16 protein-coding genes are annotated in these 24,240 nt (G+C 67.4%); 7 read left to right on the top strand and 9 right to left on the bottom strand.

Going from position 1 to position 24,240, the window contains the following annotated elements:
- Nucleotides 1–46: 46 nt before the first annotated feature.
- Nucleotides 47–940 carry a LysR family transcriptional regulator gene (locus ABS772_RS17750; RefSeq protein ID WP_350396118.1) on the top strand — a complete coding sequence of 298 codons (894 nt, stop codon included), beginning with the start codon at nt 47–49 and terminating at the stop codon, nt 938–940.
- Between the two features lie 152 nt (nt 941–1,092).
- On the opposite strand, the gene ABS772_RS17745 is transcribed toward ABS772_RS17750, so the two are convergent.
- The 4 genes from ABS772_RS17745 to ABS772_RS17730 form a co-directional block, all read right to left on the bottom strand.
- Nucleotides 1,093–3,516: an MASE4 domain-containing protein gene (locus ABS772_RS17745; protein ID WP_350396117.1), complete on the bottom strand. Its 2,424-nt coding sequence runs from the start codon at nt 3,514–3,516 to the stop codon at nt 1,093–1,095.
- Between the two features lie 943 nt (nt 3,517–4,459).
- On the bottom strand, nt 4,460–4,720 hold the full coding sequence (locus tag ABS772_RS17740) for a hypothetical protein (protein WP_350396116.1): 261 nt from the start codon (nt 4,718–4,720) through the stop codon (nt 4,460–4,462).
- 48 nt (nt 4,721–4,768) lie between these two features.
- Complete coding sequence (locus ABS772_RS17735; RefSeq protein WP_350396237.1) at nt 4,769–5,251, bottom strand: low affinity iron permease family protein; 483 nt, start codon at nt 5,249–5,251, stop codon at nt 4,769–4,771.
- Nucleotides 5,252–5,864: 613 nt separating this feature from the next.
- Entirely contained in the window at nt 5,865–7,100 is a 1,236-nt protein-coding gene (locus tag ABS772_RS17730) for an MFS transporter (RefSeq protein WP_350396236.1), read from the bottom strand.
- A gap of 1,111 nt (nt 7,101–8,211) precedes the next feature.
- Here ABS772_RS17730 and ABS772_RS17725 point away from each other — a divergent pair.
- From ABS772_RS17725 to ABS772_RS17715, 3 genes are read left to right on the top strand one after another with little or no spacing between them, the layout of a single operon-like run.
- Nucleotides 8,212–9,966: an HlyD family secretion protein gene (locus ABS772_RS17725; RefSeq protein WP_350396115.1), complete on the top strand. Its 1,755-nt coding sequence runs from the start codon at nt 8,212–8,214 to the stop codon at nt 9,964–9,966.
- 35 nt (nt 9,967–10,001) lie between these two features.
- On the top strand, nt 10,002–11,177 hold the full coding sequence (locus ABS772_RS17720; protein ID WP_350396114.1) for a hypothetical protein: 1,176 nt from the start codon (nt 10,002–10,004) through the stop codon (nt 11,175–11,177).
- Nucleotides 11,174–13,132 carry a glycosyltransferase family 2 protein gene (locus tag ABS772_RS17715; protein WP_350396113.1) on the top strand — a complete coding sequence of 653 codons (1,959 nt, stop codon included), beginning with the start codon at nt 11,174–11,176 and terminating at the stop codon, nt 13,130–13,132. Before ABS772_RS17720 ends, ABS772_RS17715 begins: the two co-directional genes overlap by 4 nt.
- Nucleotides 13,133–13,269: 137 nt before the next feature.
- Here ABS772_RS17715 and ABS772_RS17710 read toward each other — a convergent pair whose 3' ends face one another.
- The 3 genes from ABS772_RS17710 to ABS772_RS17700 form a co-directional block, all read right to left on the bottom strand.
- Nucleotides 13,270–17,307, bottom strand: coding sequence for a hypothetical protein (locus ABS772_RS17710; protein WP_350396112.1), 4,038 nt, complete (start codon nt 17,305–17,307; stop codon nt 13,270–13,272).
- Between the two features lie 78 nt (nt 17,308–17,385).
- Nucleotides 17,386–18,759 (bottom strand): HlyD family type I secretion periplasmic adaptor subunit, encoded by a 1,374-nt coding sequence (locus tag ABS772_RS17705; RefSeq protein ID WP_350396110.1) that lies wholly within the window; start codon nt 18,757–18,759, stop codon nt 17,386–17,388.
- Between the two features lie 3 nt (nt 18,760–18,762).
- Nucleotides 18,763–20,526 carry a type I secretion system permease/ATPase gene (locus ABS772_RS17700; RefSeq protein ID WP_350396109.1) on the bottom strand — a complete coding sequence of 588 codons (1,764 nt, stop codon included), beginning with the start codon at nt 20,524–20,526 and terminating at the stop codon, nt 18,763–18,765.
- A 359-nt stretch (nt 20,527–20,885) separates the two neighbouring features.
- Here ABS772_RS17700 and ABS772_RS17695 point away from each other — a divergent pair, with 359 nt between their 5' ends.
- A complete protein-coding gene (locus ABS772_RS17695; protein WP_141952928.1) occupies nt 20,886–21,182 on the top strand; it encodes a helix-turn-helix domain-containing protein in 297 nt (98 codons plus the stop codon).
- Between the two features lie 61 nt (nt 21,183–21,243).
- On the opposite strand, the gene ABS772_RS17690 is transcribed toward ABS772_RS17695, so the two are convergent.
- Both ABS772_RS17690 and ABS772_RS17685 read right to left on the bottom strand, forming a co-directional pair.
- A complete protein-coding gene (locus tag ABS772_RS17690) occupies nt 21,244–21,453 on the bottom strand; it encodes a hypothetical protein (RefSeq protein WP_350396235.1) in 210 nt (69 codons plus the stop codon).
- A 238-nt stretch (nt 21,454–21,691) separates the two neighbouring features.
- On the bottom strand, nt 21,692–22,396 hold the full coding sequence (locus ABS772_RS17685; RefSeq protein ID WP_350396107.1) for a sigma-70 family RNA polymerase sigma factor: 705 nt from the start codon (nt 22,394–22,396) through the stop codon (nt 21,692–21,694).
- 220 nt (nt 22,397–22,616) lie between these two features.
- Between ABS772_RS17685 and ABS772_RS17680 the strand changes: the two genes are divergently transcribed.
- Both ABS772_RS17680 and ABS772_RS17675 read left to right on the top strand, forming a co-directional pair.
- Complete coding sequence (locus ABS772_RS17680; RefSeq protein ID WP_350396106.1) at nt 22,617–22,787, top strand: hypothetical protein; 171 nt, start codon at nt 22,617–22,619, stop codon at nt 22,785–22,787.
- A gap of 325 nt (nt 22,788–23,112) precedes the next feature.
- Complete coding sequence (locus ABS772_RS17675; RefSeq protein WP_350396105.1) at nt 23,113–23,355, top strand: DUF4113 domain-containing protein; 243 nt, start codon at nt 23,113–23,115, stop codon at nt 23,353–23,355.
- Nucleotides 23,356–24,240 lie beyond the last annotated feature (885 nt).

The raw sequence follows: 24,240 nt of genomic DNA, 5'->3' as shown, positions 1-24,240 counted from the left end.
CCCGATAGACGAGCTGTTAGGACAGGCCGTCTCACTGGTGGAACACATGGACCTTCTCGCCCTCGCCGACTTCAACCTCGTCGCCCGGCACGGCGGCGTCGGGCGGGCGGCCCGCGCCTCCGGTCGTCCGAAGGCGACGCTGTCCCGGCGGGTCACCGAACTGGAGGCGAGCCTCGACTTGCGGCTGTTCGAGCGGGGGACGCGCCTCCTCAAGCTCACCGAGGAAGGCCGGGCGCTGCACGAGCGCACGGGGGCCCTGCTGGCCGAACTCGACGAGACGGCGGCCGCCATCGCCTCGGGCGGGGGGACGCCGCGCGGCCGGCTGCGGATCAGCGCGCCGCTCCTGTTCTCGCAGGTCGCCATGGGAAAGCTTGCCGCGGAGTTCGCGGTGAAGCACCCGGCCGTGCGCCTGGAGGTGACGACGGAGGACCGGGCCGTCGACATGGTCGAGGAGGGCTACGATCTGGTGATCCGGGTGAACCCGGAGGCGGACGAGAGCCTCGTCGGCCGCGCCTTCCTGCGCGACCGGCTGGTCGTCGTGGCGAGCCCGGATCTCGGCCGGCCGGAGGATGACCGGCCGGTGCCGGCCGTGGTCCGCGGCGGGGACGGCCGGAGCGGAGTCTGGCCGTTGATGGCGCCGGGCGGGCGGTCGCGCCTCGCCTTCGAGCCGGTCCTCACCCTGTCGTCGCTCATCATGATCCGCGACGCCGTCCGGGTCGGCGTCGGGGCCGCGAGCCTGCCGATCTCGCTCGTCAGCCGCGACCTCGCGGCGGGCAGGCTGGTCCACTGGGGCGACGTCGACGCTCCCGAGATCGCGCTCTGGACGCTCTATCCCTCGCGCCGGCTGCTCAGCGCCCGCGTGTCGGCCTTCCTCGACCACCTGCGGCAGGCATTCCCGCACGGGACGCCGGACGAGCTCACGGCCTATGTCGGGTCTTGAGCGGCCCCGCTACCCCCGCGACCGGCGGCGTCGACCGAAGCCGGGGGCGGCCTCCACTTGGCCGGGCGCGAACGGAGCGACGTCGCCGCCAACCAAGCCGGGCAGGTCCGTGAACGCCCGAACCGCACCGCGGCCGGGCTTGTCGTTCAGGATCAGGCGCGGCCCAGCACCAGCCGCATCTTGGTCGCCAGCTCCTCGCGTTGGTAGGGCTTGCTGAGGAGCGGCAAGTCGGCGGGCACGCCCTGGTCGTCGAGGGCCGTGCCCGTGTAGCCCGAGGTCAGCAGCACCCGCAGGCCCGGGCGCAGGCGCCGCGCCTCGACCGAGAGCTGGACCCCGTTCATCCCGCCCGGCATCACCACGTCCGAGAACAGGATGTCGATCCGCTCCGGGCCCTGCAGGCGGTCGAGCGCCTCGCTCGCCTGCGTGGCGGTCAGCGTCCGGTAGCCGAGTTCGCCCAGGCTCTCGACCGCCATTTCCAACACCGCGGGCTCGTCCTCGACCACGAGCACGACCTCTCCGGCGGCCGCCCGGCGCAGCGGCAGCGGTCCCACCGGCTGGCTCTCAGCGACCTGGCCGACCGAGCGCGGCAGGTAGAGCTCCACGCTGGTGCCGCGCCCCGCCTCGCTCTTGATCTGAGCGTGGCCGCCGGCCTGCCGCACGAAGCCGTAGACCTGGCTCAGACCGAGGCCCGTGCCCTTGCCGACCTCCTTGGTCGTGAAGAACGGCTCGAACGCGCGCGCCTTCGTGGCCGCGTCCATGCCGTGACCGGTATCCGTCACCGCCACGAGCACGTAGGCGCCGGGGGAGAGGTCCGGCCGGTCGGCGAGTTCGCCGGCGTCGAGGTGGGCGTTGCAGGTCCTGACCGTGAGCACGCCGCCGCCCTGCATCGCGTCGCGGGCGTTCACGGCGAGGTTCAGCACCGCGCTCTCGAACTGCCCCGGGTCGAGCCGGACCGGATCGAGGCTGGCATCGAGGTCGAGCCGCACCTGGATGGTTTCGCCCATCGCGCGCCGCAAGAGGCCCTGGAAGTCCTTGAGCAGGCGGTTCGGGTTGACCGTCTCGGGCCGCAGCACCTGGCGGCGCGAGAAGGCAAGGAGCTTCTCGGTCACCTCGGCGCCCCGCTTGGCCGCCTGCAGGCCGGAGGTCGCCAGCCGCGCGACGCGCCCCGCGTCCTCGGGCCGGCGGACGATCATGTCGAGGTTGCCCACGATGATGGTGAGCAGGTTGTTGAAGTCATGGGCCACGCCTCCGGTGAGCTGACCGATGGCCTCCATCTTCTGCGCCTGGTTCAGGCGCTCCTCCGCCTCGTGCTGGCGCGTCGTGTCCATGACGATGCCCGCCAGGCCGCGCGTCCGGCCGGCCTCATCGAGATAGGCCTTGCCGCGCAGCGCGATCCAGCGGGTCGCGCCGTCGTCGGCCCGGCGGATGCGGCAGTGCAGGTCGATGCGCTCCCGCCCGTCGGCACCCTGCAGCGCCGCCCGCGCCATGGCGCGGTCCTCCGGGACGACGTGGCGGAGGATGGTTTCGACGTCCCAACCCGCGGCCAGCCGGTCGTAGCCGAAGATCGCGTCGTGGCGCGGAGTGCGGCGCGACGTGCCCGACACGAGGTCGATCTCCCAATCGCCCATTTCGGCGGCCTCCAGGGCCAGAGCGAGGTTGTCGCGCGCGAGCTGCAGCTCGGCCCGGCGCGCCTCGCGCTCGTCGGCGGCGGCCTCGGCCCGGGCGTAGAGGAAATCGACCTCGCGCAGATAGACCCCGAGCACGATCAGCCCGGCCACGAGCGCTTCCAGCCGTCCGACGAACCAGCCGACCGTGCCGCGCGCCGCGCCCGACAGGGTGATCATGTTGTCGAACACCAGCAGCAGCAGCGAGACGGCCAGCCAGAGCTGGAGCACGGTGCGCAGCCGCGTCGTCCAGCACAGGACCGCGAGCGCGGCGACCGTCAGGGCCACCACGACGGGTCCGATGCCGGAGGTGGTCAGGAGCCAGTAATCGTCGCCCTCGACGCTCTTCGGCAGCAGGTGGACGTAGCGCGTCGCTGCGAGGCCGGCGAGCACGACCGCGACCGCGGCGGTCGCCGCGGCGAACCAGCCGACGCGCGCGGCGCGCCCCGGCGGGACGGACCGGCTGCGCCCGTCGCCCTCCATGATGGCGTAGGGCAGCGCGAACAGCGGCGGTCCGACGTGCCAGAAGGTCCAGAACCAGGTCGTGGTGTCGGGCCCGTCGCCGAGCAGGCGGCCCGGCGCGAGGACGGTGGGGAACGACAGGAGCTGAAGCAGGACGATCAGCGTCACGTAGAGGCTGCCGGCGCCGAGAAGGAGCAGCGGAACCGAGCGCGTGTGCAGGTACTGGGAGAAGAACAGGTAGGTGGTCAGCGCGTAGACCACGGTGAGGGCCGACTGGTAGACGGGCACGAAGCCCGGCATCGGCGGCATCGGGTGGCTCGCGATCGGCAGCAGCGCGAGTGTGACGGCGCCGAAGGCGAGGCTGACGATGCCGGCGAGACGCCGCTGTGCCGGATTGGCCCGCGCCGTCGCCAGGGTCGCGAGCGTCGGGTCAGGGTCGACCGCGGGCATCGTGTCCTCCCCCAGCGAGGCGCACGACCAGGCCGATTCGGTCGGTCGTGGGCGAGGAGAACGGCGTAGCACGGCCCTGTCGGGCCGACCATTCATTGGTTCGAAGGGAACCATCCGCAACGGCCGCATCGGCCGGCCTTCAAGGCGTGGGCGGAGACAGCGTCGATGGTCGAGGTCCTGCCGTTCCCAGCACGGCCGGCCTATCGAAACGCGGCGTTTCCGGGATGGTGCGACGGAAAGAGAACATACCCCGACGCTGGGCCAAGCCCCCCATCTGCCCAAGGCTTCGTAGCAGGAGCACGCTCAGAAGCCGACGGAATCAGAAAGATACCGTTCACAGAGGGGCTTGGGGGCGACTTGGCGGAGAGGGGGGGATTCGCCGCCGGGCGCCTTAGTCCATTGCAGATAAAAGGCTTTTGCTCGCACTTACTCGAGCTTTCGTAGCAACCTTTCGTAGCACCCGTCAAACCGGAAATGGCTCACCTCTGCGCGGCTCAACCCGAGCTGAAGCGTCAGCCGCAATCCTACCGTGCGAAATGATGGCGTGAACCGTAGTGATAAGAATCGCCTACCTGAGCACAGCAACGAAACGTCCAGTCGGCTTCGTACCGAACACAAGTACTTCGTCGCTGTTCCTAAAGCAGACTTCGACTGACACCTGCGGGATGTCTCAGATGCGCCATCAACGGACCTTCGCCTGCGATTAACGGATCGTCTGCTTTTGGTACAAGATCCGTCCTTGACGCGACGATAATCTGATTTTCTGACGGCAAAATCAAAAGTTGCAGGGTTGCGGCTAGGCTGACCTTGATTCTGAAGATCCGAGGAACACCCCATGTGCGGGACAGCGGAGAATTTCGCTGAGCGCTGCCACCTCCCGCCGCACGGGACGGTGCCGAATTTCTGCCTCACGCACTGCGAAGCCGTCCTGCACAGCGTGTCCCTACGCCAGAATTACTCCGGAAGCAGAGGAAAAGCCGCATTCGCCCGGGAAGTTGATCCCAGGCGCGGGCAGAAAGACGATATAGTCATAGAAATACTTAAGATAAACGCTCGTGCTCATCCGAACTCGAGCCGCTCGAGTGACGGTATCAGATGCGTCTGCCGCAGCCTCAAAGCATGCCTCAACGACCTGCCTAAAGGAAGAAACGTAGACGTCGGCCTCGACCTGTTGACCGAGGGAGGCATCGGTCAGCAATTTCATCGCCTCGGGAGCACCCACATGCTTCCGGCCGGTGAAGGTGGCGCCAATCTAGCCGAACCGTTCCGCCGCCATCCTCGCTCGGTCCCGCGCTCTGGCCTCGGCCTCGTCGGCCGCCTCGCGAGCATCGTCCAAGCGCTCGGCCATGGCGCACGTCTCGCAGCGCTGTCGCAACTCGTAGAGTTCTTCCTCGGTAAGGTTCTCGATACCGATGTAGCGGTTTTGAGCGGCGCTGGCCCGGATGAGTTCGTCGAGCTTGGCTTGGATGGCCGCCCCGTCGCGGTTCTGCGAGTTTTGGATCAGGAACACCATCAGAAACGTCACGATGGTGGTGCCCGTGTTGATGACGAGCTGCCACGTTTCCGAGTAGCCGAAGAATGGGCCAGTGCCGGCCCAGCCGACGACGACGGCGGTTCCCAGCGCAAAAGCGAGGGGATGGCCAGCCCACTTGGCCACTTTGCCCGCGAAGAAGGTGAAGGCGCGCGACGCCGACGCCTTGAAATGTGTGGGCTCTCCTGGGGCTGTTGGCGTCATGGAATCACCCTGAGAGTGGGGCTCGACGAAAGTGTAGAGGTGGTCCACGGCTTTCCAAAAGTCGGAGCGCTCCGCAGGGCTCCGCCGTTCGAGCGCCCGTTCCAGCTGCGCCCGGCCCGCCGCCTCGGAGGCGTGCCGGCCTTCGTCGGTCGCAAGGTCATCCTGTTTCTGCGGGGATGCAGTCATGACGGTTGCAGCCACGAGGGGGGTGGCGGCTCCCCGGCCTCGCCGGGTCTGGCGGTCCAGTCCCGCACCGACCGGATCAGCCAATCTCGCAGCAGGCTCGCGTGATCCGCGGAGCGATGGCCGCTTGCCACGTCGAACTGAGCCTGTGCTCCATGTGTGAAGCCGCGGTGGAACTCTGCCGTCCGGCGATCGCCGTGTTCGTAGTCCAGCAGCGACGCCATACTCCTTCTCCTTTCGCACCGGCCGCTCGCTGGGCGGCCAGAGGCTCGGGCAACGGGAGGGGTCTGCAACGGTCAAAGCACGGAAATCGTTCTCCAGGAGAGCAATGCATGCGATGCATGGCTAGCGTTGAGGCGCGAGCTCCATCCGACGCTCGGCGTGCGGGCCAGAGTGGCGTTCGATGATGCACCGGCATTCACCCGAGGCGTCAGGCGGGCTTCAGGCTGGCGGCTAGGCGCTCGCGCCGCTGGGTTCGACGACCGGGCTCCGAGGTTGCATCAAGCCAGATGACGAGGGCGAGCGCGATCAGGGCAGGTGCCCCAAGCGCCAGGAACGAGCCACTCCAGCCGAGAACGGATTGGGCTAGGCCGCCGTACCAGGCCGAAAGCGCGCCGCCGATGCCCTGTACCGCGTTGACAGTGCCAAGCGCCGTCTGGGTTCGGCCTGAGCCCCAGGTGAGGTCGGCCACCACCACCGGTACGGCCACGCCGACGATGCCGGAAGCCACTCCATCGAGGATCTCGGCCGAGATCAGCCAGACTGGGTCGTCGATGAAGGCGGACAGGGCTGCGCGCACGGGCAGCACCGCCAGTGCGACCAATAGGAGCTTGCGACGACCGCGCTTGTCGGCGAGCGAGCCCGCAAATAGCGCCACCGGAATCATCACCAACTGCGCCACCATGACGTAGCGGGCAGTCCAGGCCGTTGCGTCGCTTCCGGCGGCGACGAGTTTCTGGCCGAGCAGGGTCAACATCCCACCGTTGCCGAGGTTGAACAGGGCGAGCGCTACCGCCAGCACCATCAGCTTGCGGTTCGAGAGCACGCTGCGGGTCGTCGCGCGCTCCGGCTTGTCGTCTGGGTCATCTTCCTTCCAGCCGACGGCGCGGCGCCCGTTGTAGCAGTGGCCCGGCGTCGTCAGCGTCGCAACGATGGCCAGCACCGCCATGGCGCCGAGCACCCAAAAGGCCACGGCCGCCCCGAAATAAGCGGTTCCGAAACTGATCAGGCCGGCAGCGATCAGGATGCCGAGATGGTTGTAGGCCTGGTTACGGCCCTGTTGCTTAGGAAAGCGGTCCTTGCCGACGATGCCGAGGGTGAGTTCTGTGATAGCAGGCAACAGCAGCACACCGCCGGCGGCGGCGACCATTTGGGCGGCGAACACGGCCGGGAAGGACGTGGCTGGCAGGATGAGCAACGTGCCCGCGAGGATGGCAGCACAGGCGGCGGCGATGAGCAAGCGGGGCCGCCCGATCCGGTCGACAACGGCTCCGGCAGGCCCGCTCAGGAACAGGGCGCTGACCCCTACCAGTGTCGTGACGAACCCGACACGCGCAGGCGACCAGCCTCCAGTCTGAGCGAGCCAGGTGCCCAGGAACGGGCCAAGGCCTCCTTGGATGTCGCCGGTGAAGACATTGATGAGGGCGAGGTGAGTGGTGGCGAGCATGCTCTCGAACCAATGCGCCGCATGGCGCGAGGACAGGTCACGAGAGACGTTCTGACGACCTAAACCGTTCCGCCGCGTCTGTTGACGCAGGAAATGGTGATGTACGAGCGACGAAGAAGCGGCGTACGCGAACCCATTGAGCAACGTACTTGCTCGTTCGGAACGGTCTGCATTCGAAGAACGTTTTGTTGGGCGTGTCCGGATCCAGAGATATACCTTAAAGGAACCTGCCTTGGGCTTGTGTCCTGGACCCGTGCCAGCCCTCAGATCTGAGGAGCATGGCGGGGCTGGTCGTCTCCGGGTCGGCCACGATGCCCTTCGAGCCGGCCCAGCGCTCGATCGCCCTCGTTGCCGCTCGCCCGTTCGAGGATGCGCCGGTTATCCAACCCCCGACCGGGCCGAAGATGTCGTCACGGACGACAGCGAGTCGATCCCGAATGACCACGCCGCTGCTCCGTGGGCGGGACCGTCCGGTTCCGCCCGCGGCTCCGACTTCGCTCAGCCCTGGATCACGTCCACGACCTGGTAGGTATCCGGGTCGATCCTGACGATGTCGTCGCGCATCAGGATGTAGCGGTCGCTCCGCTAGGCCGGCACCAGGCTCAGTACGACCGGCAGTAGGGCGTGCAGCGTGACCGAGCGCCGGATCGCAGTGCCGACGCTGAAGTTCACGTCGTCGACCCGGCCGACGCTGGAGCGCGTGACTGAATGGTGGAACTCGGTCCGCTTGCTGCTATCGGGCGGCTCACCGCGCCACGAGCCTCGCGATGGCCGCCTACTTTGCCCTGCGCAAAGTACCGCAGGGTACCATCCTGCAATCGATCTTTGCACCCAGCACCCCATCTCACAGGAAATTGAGCAAATATGACTGCATTTCTGCCATATTTCCGTCAATCGACCGCACTGCAACCGTCAATTGGATTTACGTATACGCTGTGCGGGCGTTGTTCATGCCAGAATATATTCTTGAATTGCCGCGTTCGCTGCAAATTGATGAAAAATTTTCGCAACCCTTTCGGCACCGCAGCAATTCAGGGGGCGTCGCACGGTCGGTGATCCGAATGGTTGCAGTCCGCAGAGCGACCCATTCCACGCGCCTGGAGTTGGCCTCTTGTCACAGCCTACCCTCACGTCTGCGCCCGAGCACCGCCATGGCCGGCTCGTCCGCGTGTCGAGCGTCGGTCTTGCCTCGGTTCTGGCGATCCTGATCGGTACCTCGGTTCTTCCTCCCCTGGTGGCGGACCAGTCCGATCGCGCGGTGGTCAACGCCCCGATCACCCTGCTCACGGCCCCGATCGCGGGCGATATCGGGGCGATCCCGGTCGCTGCCGGGGACAGCGTCGAGCCCGGTTCGCTGGTGGCCCAGATCACCAACGACCGTCTTGATCGCGCCACGGCGATCCAGCTTGCCGGACGGGTTTCCGAATTGCGGGAGCGCGCGCTGGCCGCCGAGAACAAGCGAACCTCGAACGAGGCCTACCTCGCTGCCCTCGACCGGGCGATCCGGGATCAGTCCGCTCAGATGACGCAGGTTCTCCGGGCGCAGGTCGAGGAGCTCAGGGCCAAGATCGCCTCGGCCAACGCATCGGGCGAGGAGAAGCGGGTGCTGATGGAGCGTCAGGTCGGCATGGTCGCTCGCGACGTGGCGAGCCCCGACATGGTGAAGTCGACGACGCAAGCCTTCAATGCCGCGATCCAGGAGAAGAAGGCGGCAGAGGCCAAGCTCAATCAGAAGACGGTTCAGCTCGATGGACTGACTCGTGGGCTGTTCCTGGGCGACGAACTGCGCAGCCTCGCCGACCTCTCGCAGAAGCAGCTCTCCATCACCTATGACACGCAGCGCCTCGCAATTGAGGAGAGGGAGCTGAAGGCTGCGATGGCCGATCAGCAGGCCTTGCTGACGCGGGAGGACCAGCGCCTCGACCGGTTGACGACCTCCGAGATCAAGGCTTCGGCCAAGGGCGTTGTCTACAACGTCAGCGCCACGACCGGGCGGCATGTCGGAGCCGGCGACAGCCTCGCCTCCGTCGTGGATTGCGAGCGCAGTTTCGTCGTCGCCATCTTCTCTTACCGCCAGGGCCAGAACCTCCAGGTCGGAAGCGCGGTCACGATTTCTGGTGGATCCGTCGAGCCTCGTCGAGGCATCGTGACCGAGATCCTGCCCAAGACCAGCGACACGGTCGACGCGACCTACGCGGTCCCGTTCCCGCAGACGGAGCGGCGCGAGCTCTACGTCCTGGTCAAGCCCGAGCCGCTCCCGGCCAGCGCTGCAAGGTCCGAGAGTCCGGTCGAGGCGGCTTGCGGCGTCGGGCGTTGGGTGACGGTCACGCGGGACTCGGGCTGGGTGCCGTCGACATCCGTCGTTTGGCGCGATCTCGAAGACGGCGCGAGCGGGCTCGTGACGAAGGTCGCGGCCGCCGCACCCGATCTCGCGTCAAACGTCGTCGACCACACCCGGTCCTTCGTCTCCTCCGCAAGCGACGTTCTGAAACAGGTCGTCTCCACGGGTGCGGATGTCGCTGGCCCCGCGAAGGTCGGTCACAACATCCCCGTGCGACCGGACAGCGGACAGCCTCCGGCGAGCGCAGCCGTTGGCGGGGAGCGATCCGAGAAGCAATCGGGGGCCGGCGCATCCGACCACTCCGCTGAGGCGCCGACCAACATGTCCGATTCATCCGGCGAGCAGGCCGCGACCAATCGATTGGTCCCGACTCCGACCCATCCCTCAAGCACGGGGCAGCAGCCTGCCGACGTCACGCTTCAGCGCCGCATTTCGATGCCGCCCCTCCCGCCGGCGCGGCCGAACTCCTTCCAGAGTGAGGCTCCGAGGCGGATCGATCGCACGGCGCAGGAGGCACGCAGCTGAGGGCGGTCGCCGCCGCGCTCGCTCTCGCGCTGGGGATGTCGACCCCTGGCAAAGCCGATGATCTCGGCCGAGAGCTGTGCCGCGCCCTGTCCGGTGCCGTCGAGATGACTGCGCCCGATGGGGAACCCGCCTTCCTCGCAAGCTACGAGCCCAGTCCGGACGAGAAGGAGGTCCCGCTGCCGCTTCGCAGCACCGCTTTCTCCTACGACAACGCCTTGGCTGCCACGGCACTCTCGGCCTGCGGGGACCTGCGTCGCGCCCGTCAGATCGGCGAAGCGTTCCTCGCGGCGATCGAGAGCGACCGCACCTTCGAGGACGGCCGGGTGCGCAATGCCTACCGCGCCGGCCCTGTGCGCGAGCGTCCCGTCCTGCTCCCAGGCTGGTGGGATGCCGCGAACAAGCGCTGGTCTGAGGATCGCTATCAGGCCGGTACGGCGACCGGCAACGTCGCCTGGGTCGGTCTCGCGCTCATCAATCTGCGCGACGCGACGCAGGACCCGCGCTTCGGGATAGGAGCGACCCGTCTCGCGGCCTGGATTCGAGCGCGGACGGCTCGCCACGATGCTCCCGGCTTCACCGGCGGGCTCGACGGCTACGATCCGGAACAGGCTCCGCTGGGCTGGGCCTCGACGGAGCACAACCTCGACATCGTCGCTCTCGGGATGCGGCTCGGCAAGCCGGATGACCTCGCTATGGCAGGTTCGGCGCGGGCATTCCTGGACGCCGCTTTCGATGGGCAGGCCGGCTGCTTCCGGATGGGAACCGATGTCGAGGGCCGCATGCGCGGCGTCGAGGCCGTCGCCCTCGACACGCAACTCTGGCCGCTGCTCGGGGTCGCCGACCCGCCGGAGGCATGGCGGCGCGCTCTGTCCTGCGCGACCGCACGGTTGAGCGTGCCGGGCGGGTTCGACTTCAACGACGACCGCGACGGTCTCTGGGTCGAGGGGACAGCTCAGGCGGCGCTGAGCTACCGCTCCGTCCGGGACGATGCCGCGGCGGAGGCCCTCCTGCAGACCCTTGCGGGTCAGCGGGCGCCCTCGGGCTGGCTCTACGCGAGCCGCGAGGCCCGGCTGACGACCGGCCTGCGGATCGGGCCGACAAGCACGCAGGACGACTTCTTCTACTTCCGCCGTCCGCATCTCGGCGCGACGGCATGGGCCGCGCTGGCGGCGCTTGGCCACAACCCTTTCACAGGAGGCCGCGTCCGATGATGTTTCCCTCCCCCGGCGACGCGGCCTCCGTGCTCGCTCTCTCCTTCGGCATCGCGCTCGGGCTTTTCGCTCTCGCGGGCCTGCTGCGTCCGGAGCGCGCGTTCGATCGCCTTCTGTTCGGAGGGTTGACGGCCGCGCTCATCGCCACCTACGCCCGCTGGCGCTGGAGCGACACGCTGCCGCCGCTGACCCCCGAGACCGGGGCCCTCTGGTCCTACCTGTTCTTCGCCGCCGAAATGGTGGCGGTGGTCTATACCCTGCTCTCGGTGGTGATCCTGCTGCGGTTCAAGGACCGCTCTGCGGAGGCCGACGCGGCACAGGTGCGCCGCGAGGCGAGCGGCGAATGGCCGGCCGTCGACATCTTCATCTGCACCTACAACGAACCGCGCGAGGTCGTGGAGAAGTCGATCCTGCCATCGTTCGCTATCGATTACGGACCCAAGACCGTCTGGGTCTGCGACGACACCCGCCGCGAGTGGTTGCGCGAATATTGCGAGGAGGTCGGCGCCCGCTACATCACGCGACCGGACAACAAGGGGGCCAAGGCCGGCAACCTCAACAACGCCCTGCGCCACACCGCGGAGCGGAGCAACGCGCCCCTGATCCTCGTGCTCGATGCGGATTTCGCGCCGCAGCCGGACATCCTCAAACGCATGGTCGGCCTGTTCGACGATCCGAAGGCGGGCGTGGTCCAATCGCCGCAATTCTTCTTCAACGCCGATCCGATCCAGCACAACCTCGCGGTCTCCGACAGCTGGGTCGACGACCAGCGCATCTTCTTTGACGTATTCCAGCCGGCAAAGGACGCCTGGAACGCGGCCTTCTGTGTGGGCACGTCATTCATCGTGCGCCGCGACCGGCTCGGTGAGATCGGAGGCTTCCCCGATGCGGCGATCTGCGAGGATCTCAACCTCTCGCTCGGCATGTCGCGCCGCGGCTACGAGACCCATTGGCTGAACGAGCGGCTGAGCATGGGCCTCTCGGCCGAGGGCCTTCCGGAATACATCACGCAGCGCACCCGCTGGTGCCTCGGGACGCTTCAGATCGCCCTGCTCGCCGACGGACCGCTGCGCGGGCCAGGGTATACCCTGGTCCAGCGGATCCACTTCCTGCACGGCGTGCTGAACTGGGCCTGCAAGCCCTACATCGTGCTGATGCTGCTGGCCCCGGCAGTGTACTGGCTCGCCGGCCTGCCAGCCTTCGAGGCCGACGTGCTCTCCTTCCTGCGATACGGCGCGCCCCCGCTTTTCGCTCTGTGGGCCTATAGCGGCTGGGTCTCGCGCTCGCGCACCCTACCGATCTTCATGGAGGTGACCCACGCGATCAGCGCGCTCGCCGTCACCATGACACTGATCCAAGCGGCCGTCCGCCCCTTCGGCCGACCGTTCAAGGTCACGGAGAAGGGCGGTGACCGCTCCCAGATGCGGGTCCGCTGGCGCATGGCTTCGGCCTTCGGCGGCCTCTCCCTGCTCTCCGCGTTCAGCATCGTCTGGGCCTTCATCGCTCCGACCGCACCGGCCGAGATCTCGGATATCGACTATTTCAACCTCGTCTGGGCCGGTGTGGCGATGGTGCTGACCTTCATTTGCTTCCTCGTCTGCTTCGAGCACCCACGCGTCGATCTCGCGTTCCGCTACGACGCAGATGCCCGAATTGACGCTGGCGGGACCACCCGTGCCTGCCGCATCGCGACCCTCTCGCCCGGCCGGGCGACGCTCGCGGACGAGTGCGAGCCGGTCTCCGCACCGGGTGTGCCGCTCGTCCTGCACCTTCCAGGCATCGGCGCGATCGACGCAGTCTCGGATCCCGCCGGCCTCTCGCTCGATCCGTCGCCGGAGCAGTACCGGGCTCTGGTCGTAGCCCTCTACTCGACGCCGCGCGACACCATCGCCCGCGCCGCCCGGTTCGCACCGACCGTCGGCGGCCTGCTCCGCCGAAGCCTCGGCCTCGGCTGAGCGGGGCCGCGGCCGAAGCGCATCGGCGGATTCTCCCGAACGCGATCCGAGGGAGTGGCGGTCAGTGCGTCCGCAAGACCCGCGTCAAGACAAGCGGTTGGAGACGCCGGCTTGAAGCGATCAGGCCGGATCTGGCCCTAGGTGTGGTGGTACATGTCGTGGACTGGATGCGCCTGATCCGAGACCCCGATCAGGCCGACCGCGTGATGGGTCGTTGCCTCATCCGGCCCGTGAGGAGGAGCCGATGGCACCGAATCCTGATGGGCGTCCGTGTGGAACACGAGATTGCCATCCGCGTCGATCGCCGCGGGCGGGGGGCTCGGCCGGCCGGGCTTCGTTTGACCGGACGCGCCATGAGACGCCCCGTGGGACGCCTCGGAGCCGGATTGGCCGCTCGGTGAAAGCCCGTCCGCCAGACCGGCTTCAACCTCTACAGGCGGCTCGGTCGGCGGCTCGGTCTTGACCGGATGGGCCGCTTGGCCGGGCGCCTCCCGGTCGCCGCGGCCACTGACCGAAGGGGCGTCATCGACCTGCCCGCGATCGAAATGGGCCGATGCGGTCTCGTCCTGCGAAATCGATGCGGGTGGCGACGTCCGGTTCGGACCACCGGACGGGTCGGGCAGGCCATTCTCGTCCACACCGTGAACCATCGCCTGCGGGTCCGCCGCTGGGATCGCGCGATCGACGACGGGTCCCGCGCCGTCATGCGACCCGTCAGGACCGGCTTCGGCGTGCTCACCCTTCGGCGACGCAAACTGAGCGTCCGACGCCGGTGAAGCTGCGTGTCGAAGGGGGTTTTCCGCTTCTGCCCGATCGCTTCCCCGATCCTGTGAAACTGGATCACGGGCGGCCGACGCGGGAATGGCAGGCTCCCCATCGGCACTTTGCCCGTGCGGCGCTGACTCTTCCTGCGCAAGCTTCGCTTGAGACCCGGTGCCGCCGACATGGACGGTCGACGGCGACGTTACGGCGACGTCGCTCGGCGAGGATTCGTGCTCCCTCGTGCCGGACACGTCCCCGCTCGTCAGTTCCGAGACTGCCGCGTTCGAGGCGTGATCGGAGTCATGCCCGATCGAATTGCCCCGTGGGTGTTCGGAGGGGGACGATGTCGGATCCCGAGCCGGACCATCGGCCGTTGCGGACGCGTGACCGGCCGCGGTCGCATGCTCGGGAGCGGCTCCGTCGGTCGGTTCGCGCACGCCGCCCGGCAGTTTGGTCGCGCTGAGCTTGGTCGGTCCATGGGCCGCGGAGTCGAGATCAAGCGTCGCATGGGCCTTCGTGATCGGTGCTGCGTCTGATCGCGCTTCGCCGGGCGCTTCTGGCCTACGGTGATCTGAGGACGGATCGATCGCGCCGGGACCGCGCGCATCCGGCTCCTGATCGCCATCTCCCTCGGCAAGAGCCCGGTCGTGACCAGAAACGCGATCGACTTGGTGGTCCGGGCCGCCGGAATTGGTTTCAGGCTGCACGGCAGATCCATGATCGGCGCCATTGCTCGGCGTCCGACCGTGGCCCGCAACAGGAGAGCCTGAGCCCGTATTGCGGTGCGCAGCAGCCTCACCGTGCGAGCTGCCACCATCGTTGTGACCGTTGCCGCCGCCCGCCTGATCGAGATGTACACCGCTCTCGGAGGACGTCTCGGTCGGTCGGCGCAAACCCTGACCGTCGGTGTGCTCCCGGCCCTCACCGCGGCCGATTTGTTCAGCCTCGAAGCGCCCGCCAGACACGGACTCATTCCGTGAGCCTCGGTCCTGATCGAAGTTCTCGATGCGCCCGTTGCCCTGACCGCCCGACCGCTCGATCTGCGGCTCGTTCCCCGCCGCAGCCTTGGCGTGCGGGTTCAGGTTCTCACCGATGCCTCCGGAACGGCCGTGACGTGGGACGTCCTGCTCGGCCTGCGGCTCGCCACCGATCGAAGGTCCAACCGACGGCTCATTATCTTGGCTAACGTCGTTGACGTGGCTTTTGCCGCGGCTGGGAGGATCGGTCGCCGGTTGATCTCCGGCCGCACTTTCGGGCGACGAACCTCGGTCGTGACCGAGTTTCTTGCCGCTTCCGCTTGTGGGGCCGGTTGGCTCGACCTGCGGATCGCTCGCGGCTGCGGCCGGCGAATGATGAGTTGGACCGGCGCTGCTGGCTTGGCCTTCAACATGCGGGTCTCGCTCGGCCTGCGACGGATCCTTGATCGCAGCCTCGGTCGGTGCCTTTCGAGACTGGCCCGTGGCATCGGCATGGCCCTTACCAGGGTTGACCTGCTCAAGCTGCGGGTTGTTCCGCGTTGCGGCCTCGTTCTGCGGGCCTCTACCTTGATCAACACCGCTGTGGCGGCTGTCGCTTGGATCGGCCTGCTCGGCCGGCGGGTTGTTGCCGGCCATGTTTTCAATCCGTGCCCCTCGATCCTGACCAGCGCTGCTCCGGTGGCCTTCGCCACCTCCAGACTGCTCCACCGGCGGATTGCTCTCCGCCGTAGCCTCGGCCTGCAAACTCTGATCAGAGGCGGCGCCGTCGGCAGGGCTTCCGCCACGGCCCGACTTCTCGACCTGTGAGCCGTTTCCATGTGCAGCCCGAGCCGACGAGCGAACCTCCCAAGCATCGCCGCTGGCGTGGCCTTTGCCGGGTTGCGAAAGCTCTGCCTGAGGGCTGCTCCCGGGCGTAGCTTCAGCTTGCGACCCTCGGGCTTCAGCGAAGGTGCGGGCTCGGCCGTTGCCGGAGTTGTCCCGCTCGGCTTGAGACCCATTTTCCGCCGCCGCTTCGGTCGGTGAGCCTCGGTCGTGGCTGACGTCCCTGGCATGGCTGTTGCCGGGTCCGGCCTGCTCGTGATTCGGATTGTCCTCGGCTGCGGGGACAGCCGGAGATGCGCGATCCCGGCCAAAGGCGTTGACGGGGCCGTTTCCAGGCTTCGCCTGATCGGCCTTCGGGTTGTCTCCGACGGCAACCTCAGCTTGCCGGCCGTGGCCCCGATCGTCGTCATCGCGCGAGGCTTCGGCAGGGAGTACCCGGTCCGTCACGGTCTGGGGCACGGCATTGCCCGAGACCGGCCGGGCAGGTCCGTTTCCGGCATTGGCCGAATCAGACGATGCGGCATGTGCAGGACGGGCGTGGGAGGGGGGCTCGGCGATCGAGGCCGGCCCCGACTCGTCCGATGCGGGCGCCGCGCTCTCGCTGCGCCCCGAAGTCGACGCCTGTTGACCGCCGGATTTGGCGGCGGACGCCTCGGCCGATGTGCCGGTCGGCGCGACATCGCTGCCAAATCCGGGCGCCAGCGGCTGGTTCTGCGAGGTTGGCGACTTCGGCGCTTCGCTCGCGAATTCGATCCGTGCCACAGGAGCCGAATCGACCCGGCTCGACACCGCAATCGTGTCGGAAGCGGACTGAGGACGAGGGTCGGGATTCGCGCCGCTTCCCTGCGCCGTCAGAACGGCCGGCTGGACCGAGACGCCCCCGCGGCCGTAGCCGAGCGCGGTGCCCGGCGCCAGCGTCGTATCACCCTGCGGCGTCGGGCTCGAGGCGTTGCCCGCCCCGTCCGCGAAGTCGAGATTCAGCTCCGCGCTCACGGCGCGGTGATCGACCGCCATCGCCTCGGCTGCGAAGATCATCGCCGAGAGAATGATCGCTTCGAGCTGCTTGCGATCGGTGTCCCGATCGCCGGATCCGCCGGTGGCCTTCGGCTGCGGCTGGCCCTGTGCGGGCCCGCCTCCCTCGGAGGCGGGCGGCGCCGATACGCCTTCGCCGCCCGGCAGGAGCGGCCCCGCATGGGCGTCCTCGGACGACAGGCTCAAGGCGGCGGCAGCCACCAGAGCCGCGAGCAGCGCGGCCGGATGAACCACGAGCGTGGTCCCCGTCCCCGTCGCCGGAATCGGGAGCAGATGCGGATGCAAGCGCGCGATCTGGTCGATCAGGGTTCGGAAATCCGTCCCGCGCACGGGTCGGTCCAGAGCCTCCGAGGCGATGAGATAGCTGCCGTCGATTTTGGCGAAGTGGATGATCGCATCGCCGTCCGGCCGGCAGAAGACGAACCACGGCTCCCCCTCGTCGCTGAGACCGTGCTCGCTCGCGATGCTGAACCCGGCCCGGAGGAGGGCTGCCTCGACGCGGTAGAATTCGGCCAGCTCCTGCTGCGACCAGTTGCCTTGTCGCGCCGACGCCGGACGGAAGAAGGGAATGACTGTGCTCATCGTCCTCTCACCGTATCGGCTCGTTGCGTCCCCCGGCGGATCGCGTCGCCTTCCATGGCAGCGTGACCGCGCGCGGCGCTAGCGTTCATGAAAGGCGCGTCCCATCGCGTCGAAGAAGGGCGCGAACAGATACTCCAAGGCCGTGCGCTCCCCGGCCGAGACCACCACCTCGGCCGGCAAGCCCGCGAGGAGACGGTGTCTGACATCGGCCGGAAGCTGGTGTTCGTCGATCTCGACGGTGCCGGCGAAGTAGGCCTGCTTCGTGCCCTCGTCGACCAGACGGTCCCGCGACACCACCGTGAGCGTTCCGAAGGCCGCGGGCGTCCGGCGCGCCTGGAAGGTCGGAAACTTGATCTCCGCCCGCATGCCGGCATGGACGGCTTCGAGGTCGTTGGGCGAGAATTGCACGCTGACCACGAGCCGGTCGGCGGTCGGGACAATCTCCATCAGCGGCTCGCCCGAGCGGACGACCTGGCCGGTCGCGACGACCTTGAGCGCCTGGATGACGCCGTCGTGGGAGGCGCGGACCTCGTGACGCCTGAACACGTCCTGGGCGACGACGAGCTTTTCGCGGAGCTCGCCGATTCTCTGACGCGTTTCGAGAAGCTGGCCTGTGACCGTCTCCTGAAGCTTCTGCTTCAATTGGGTGATCTGCAGCCCGGCCTCGCTGATGGCGTTCTCGGCCTTGGCCCTCTCGGCCACCGAGCGCCCGATCACCCCTTCCAGCCGCGTGCGCTCGCGCTCCATCACGAGAAGGCGCGACAGGGGGATCAGATTGCGCTCGTGCAGGCTGCGCAGGCCCTCCAGTTCCTGCCGGATGAAGCCGACTTGCTGCTCGACCGAGGATTTCTCGACGGCAAGGCCGGAGATCTCCGTCCTCAGCTGGGTGACTTTGGCCTCGATGAGGGCGAGTTGCCCCTTGAGCGTGGTCCTCCGTTCCACCAACTGCCCAGCCTGATCGCCGATCATGCGCGCGAGGGTGGGCTCGTCGCGCCGCGCGGCGATGTCGGCGGGTAAGTGCAGGTCGTCGGACTGCGCCTGCTCCGCCCGCAGCCGCGCCTCGAGGACGAGAGCGGCGTCGAGCTGATTTCGGAACAGGTCCGCGCTCGCCTGGGACTGAACCGGATCGATCCGCAGGAGGACATCACCCGCGCGGACCGTCTGTCCATCCCGCACCAGCACGGCCTGGACCATGCCGCCTTCGAAGTGCTGGACGACCTTGCGGCTGCTCTCCGCGACGATGACGCCGGTGCTGATGACGGCGCGATCCAGGCGCACCGTGGCCGCCCAGGCACCGGCGATACCGAAGGCTGCCACGATGAGCGCGTAGCCGGCGATCGCGTAGCGCTGCCACGCGATCGGAGAGACGGCGCTGTCCTCGCTGATCCGACCCGGTGACGGCGAGGGAGGGGCGGGCGACGTGATCGGAATCGGGGCGGAAGGCGTGTTCATGGCTCAGCCCGCGCTGCGCTGGACTTCGGGCACCCTCTCGTTCTCGGGCATGGGCCGGCCACCGGTCGCGACCAGCGCCGGAACCGGGCGGGGTCCGGAGACCTGGGCGAGGATCTGGTCCGCCGGGCCTGAGGCGTGCAGCGTTCCGCCATCCAGCATCAGGATCAGGTCGGCGCCAGCCAGCAGGCTCACCTTGTGCGTGACGATGACGACGGTCGTCCCGCGCTCTCGAAGGTCCGCCACCGCCCGCATCAGCGCGGCCTCGCCGGCCTGGTCGAGGCTGGCATTCGGCTCGTCGAGGACGACCAAGCTCGGATCCCCGTACATCGCGCGCGCCAGGGCGATGCGCTGACGCTGGCCGCCGGAGAGACCGTGCCCGCCCGGGCCGATCCGGGTGTTGTAGCCGTCGGGCAAAGCCTGGATCAGGTCGTGGCAGCCCGCGCGCTGCGCGACCGAGACGACCGCGGCGTCGTCTTGGACGTCGAAGCGCGCGATATTCTGCGCCACCGAGCCATCGAACAATTCGACATCCTGCGGCAGGTATCCAAGATGCCGCCCGAGCGCCTGAGGATCCCAATGCCGGAGGTCGGCTCCGTCGATGCGCACCGCGCCGGAGACGAGGGGCCAGACGCCCGTGATCGCGCGGACCAGGGTCGATTTTCCGGCCGCGCTCGGACCGATGATCCCGACAACGCTGCCGGGCTCCAGCCGCACGCTGACGTCGTGAAGGATGGTCCTCGACGAGCCCGGGGCCGCGACGACCACGTTCTCGGTCTCGATTCGACCGCGCGGGCGCGGCAGCATCACGCGCTGCGGCTCGAGACCGATGCGTGCCACGATATCCGTCAGCCGGGCGTGGCTGCTCCGGGCTGCCGTGAAACTCTTCCAATGTCCGACCACCGCCTCGATGGGCGCCAGCGTCCGGCCCATGATGATCGAGGCCGCGATCATCGAGCCGGCCGAGATCTCGCCATGAATGGCGAGATAGGCGCCGACACCGAGGACCATCGTCTGCAAAAACATGCGCGTGAACTTCGTCGCCGCAGCGATGAGGCCTGCGCGGTCACTTGCCCGAGCCTGCAGCAGGATCGCCTCATCGTGACGCCGACGCCATCGTGAGCGCATTGCGCCGAGCATGCCCATGGCTCGCAGGACTTCGCCCCCTCGGACCGACGCGCGGGCCTGCTCGCCCGCCTCTCGGGCAACCTGGCTCGCAACGTCGAGGGGCCGCCGGGTCGTGAGATCGGTGAGCAGCGTCAGTCCCAGGAGCGTGCCGCCCCCGAGCAACGCCATCCAGCCGAACCACGGATGGAGGATGAAGCATGCGATCAGGAACAGCGAGGCCCAGGGCAGATCGCAGAACGCCAGAATCGCACCGCCCGTGAGGAACTCGCGCAGGACGTCGACGTCGCGCAGGGTTGCTTCGTGCCCGGCTCGCGGCTTGAGCAACGCGGCCCTGTGCACGATCTCGAAGACCGGTTCGGCGACCTTCCGATCGAAGATCATCCCGCCCCGCACCAGCAGGCGCGAACGCAGCATCTCGAGGGCGGCATAGACCGCGAGCGCGAAGGCTGCGATCGCCGTGATCCCGAACAGCGTCGCCTCGTTCCGGCTCAGAAGGACGCGGTCGTAGACCTGCAGCATGTAGAGCGGGCCGGCGAACAGGAGCAGGTTCGTGAAGAAGGCGAAGACTAACACCGTCATCAGAACGGGACGAATCGAGCGCAGTCCATCCTTCAGGACGGACCCGGCCACAGGGTCGCTCATGGCACCTCCGGGCGCGCCGGTACGCCTGTGCCGATTCCTGCGTCCAGGCAACCCGCCTGCGGGTGCCAAGCAGATTCCGCCCATTGCCGGATCGGCTCCGGAAGGACCGAAACCGCTGCCGGAGACCCGCCCTCAGTAAAATGTGACCCGTGCCGCCGCATACCGTCTGCTTCCCCGGTCCGCGTCATCGCGTGCCGACCCATGAATCTTAGCGCAGGCTTATTGTATTCCAAGAAGCGGCGCCGAGCCTGCCGAAAATCAGGCGCGCCGAGAACTGGACGTCGGCTCGTGGAGCGACATATAGGGATTACTGTACCATTCGGCGCTGTCGCCTTCGAGCGCTGGCGGGAGCCTTCCATTTGTATGTCCACCAGCAACGTCTCGGCTCTGAGGAGGTGCAGGAACTGCGCCGTGAAGGTGGCCGTTTTCTGAAGGAACTTCGAGAGAAGCGCGGCCTCTCGCAGAGGCAGCTGGCCGCGCAGGTCGGCGCGGAATATTACACCTTCATCTCGCAACTGGAGACCGGGCGCGGCCGTGTCCCCCCGGACCGGTACCGAATCTGGGCCGAGGCCCTCGGGGTCGATGCGAAAGATTTCGTGAAAAGCCTGATGCGCTTCTACGATCCGCTGACCTTCGAGATCCTTTTCGGCGACTGACCGGGCACGCTCGGAGGCCAAGGTCCTGCCGTGGGCGGCGCAGGATGTCGGCCCTCGGCCCCTATTCCGCAGCGAGGCTGAGCGCCTCCGCCTCGACAAGGACGGCATCGCAGGCCGTCATCAAGTCGCGGAGCATTGCAAGCGCGGTTTCCACGTCCGCCGGACTCGCCAAGCCTTCCCGAACATGCGTGCCGCCCCCGGCCAATGTCACGGTGATGTCGAAGCGGCCATCAGGGCGTTCGACGATCCGATACGACGCATGGCGAGGCATGAGCACGAATAGGGAGCGGGGCTAAGGGCGGAAAGACAGGCCCTGTCATGCGTCGCCGTTTCGTGCAGTTCAAGCTATGAACTTCACTGTATCCGACCGTCCCACAACGAGGCTCGGCCAGCATTGATCCGCAATAAGCTGGGCGCCACCTCGGATTGCGGACGACGTCATCCGGTGTTTGCGGCAGATCTGCATCGCTGCCGCGCTTCACTCAATTTGTTTCAATGTAGAAAGAGGCTCAGGCCGGCAATCTGGTGGATGGCTCACCCAGCCGCTCGACCAAGTAGGAGCGGGCACGACTCACTCGGCTCTTCACCGTGCCGGTCTGACAGCCCATGACCTCCGCGGCCGCCTCGTACGTCAGGCCCTGCGCACCGACGAGAAGCAGCGCATCGCGCTGGGGGGCAGGCAGTTGCGCGATGTGAGACATGACGACTTGAAGGTCCGATCCGTGCTCCTGCGCCGCCAGGGAGACCAGCCGGGCCGCCATGGCGCCGTCCACGTCCTCCACTTCACGCCTGTGCTTGCGCCGCTCGGTGTAGAAGTAATTGCGGAGGATGGTGAACAGCCACGCCTTCAGATTGGTGCCCGGAATGAACCGATCCTGATTGGCCCACGCTTTCAGGACCGTCTCCTGCACGAGGTCATCGGCCCGTGCCGGGCTTCCCGCCAGGGACTGGGCGAAGACGTGCAGGGCGGGGAGCGCCGCCTTGAGTCCCTCGCGAAAAGCCTTGTTGCGCTCGCTGGCCAGGAAGGCGAGCGTCCCTTCCAAGGCCCGGCTGAGATCGAGCAGGTGCTGCGGTGAATCCGTGGCGACGATATCGAGATAGGACGTCTGCAACTGCGCACCGAGATGCTTCTGAACGGCCAACGGCAGTTTGGCAGCGCCTGCCTTCCTATTGCGGTCCGAGCGAACCGGTCCGAGGCCGCCTGCAATCAACATGTCGATAACCCACGTCCTTTGTCCGAAGCGAGTGGCAGAGGCGCGCCTGAACCGGTCCGCTCCGCCGTACAGTGAACATCTAACTCACGGACTCGAAGGATCGATCCATTCCGCGGCTGCGTTTGGGAGCGTCGTGAACACTTGCACGGTCGAGGTGATGACGCGTCCGGTGAAATGCAGAATCGTCGATTGTCCGGACGGTCGGTTTGCGGTTGTCGCCATGGCAAAGTCCGGTACCGCTTACTGGCGCGGCGGGCTGCTCACGCTCGCGGAGGCGGATGCCTGCGTGGAGGATCTGCGCGCCATGCTGTCGCTCTGCGGGGCGGCCCTCGCCTGCTCCGACCATTCGCCCAATCCGCACACACCGAACCGGCCGCGTCCGCCGGGGTAACGGGTAACCGCTCCCGCAACACCGGCCAGAGTTCCATACTCGAGCAACGTGAGATGCGCCTAGCCGAGGCCCTGCCTCCGACAGCGTCGTTTGCGAGACGGAACGCGAGGGGTGGCAGGATCCGGCAGTCAAGCGTGAATGGCATCTCTCCCCGGCCACCTCGGCCGCGGCAGCTGTCGTGACGAGAGACCAAGTACCCACCCCGGTCGGCATGAGGTTGTCACGCTTCCGGCCCTGCGAGGGGGGCCGATTTAGCGGGACGCAGGCGGATATTCCGCGCATCTCCACGACGAACCCGGTGCCAAAATGGTGGGCATGTTCCCGCATGTTGACCACCAATCTGCCACTGGCGGGCTCGCAGCGGGCGCTGATCGGCCGGCTCGACCGCGAATGTGCGGGTCGGCTCATGGGTGCGATAGATATCTGCGACGCCCGCTTCGGCCGCGGCAGCGTGCTGCCTGCGCGGGCGGGGCTGGAACGGCAGCGGCGCGCCTGGACGACGGAGTTCGAGATGCGCACGCCGCGTTACACGACCCAGGTGGATGAACTACCGGTCGCCCGAGCCTGATAAGGCCCTGCGAGACATAAGTAGCAGGATGCTCGCGACGGACTGCGAGAGAGGCGTCGTGACGCGGCTTAGGTACGCTTGCTCATGTTGCCACCACTCATACCGTCGCAGCAGCAGCTACCCTTCCTGCTTTTCTTGGCTTGGTTCATCGCCATACCGCCTTTACCGCACATCATTGCGCCCTTCCCCTTGGCACCTCCGCAGCAGCTCATGGCAAGAGCTGGGGCAGTGCAGAGCATCAGCAGCGCAGTCGCGGTTACAAACAAGGTCTTCACGGGCGCGCTTCCTCAAAAATTCGGCGGTGTGCCTGGTCAGGCTGCTCCTCACCACGGCGGGGAAGTCAACCCCCTCTCCCCGCGTTTCGCAAAATTGACAGCAGCTGACAGGGTCGCATGAACCTGTGAGGAAGAAGCCTGCGACAACGCCTGGGCTGAGCATCACCATCTTAGGCTGCGTGGGCTATCGCGCTCACCAGTTGCCGCGGACGGTAGGGCTCTTGAACGAACTGCCCGGCATCGGGCATCTGGTCGCTCCTGAACCACTGCCGACCTGATGTCAGTCAGGGCGAAGTCGAGCCCTACCAAGACGCCCGCGGCCGTCACCGGGTTGCCGTCGAAGACGACCCGATCATCATTGGGTCAACAAGAGCTGCCCTGAGACGAATCCGACCCCCTTCGGCACCGGTACGCTCGTGTTGTTGTAGTTGGCATTGAGATAAAGGTTGGGTCCCTCGTACAGGTTGATTTGGTTCGCTACTACAACCGTATAAGCCGACTGATCCGCGACAGGTGACCTGACCGGTATTTTGGACCGAGCCGAGTGAGAGGCTACTGCATGGCCGCTGCCATGGGTAGCCGGAAGGCCAGATCGGGGAAGCTAACAGGC

Source organism: Methylorubrum podarium (assembly GCF_040270385.1).
Classification (GTDB): Bacteria; Pseudomonadota; Alphaproteobacteria; order Rhizobiales; family Beijerinckiaceae; genus Methylobacterium; species Methylobacterium podarium.
The sequence above is the reverse complement of the archived record's forward strand: the minus strand, read 5'-3'. Positions and strand labels throughout refer to the sequence as shown.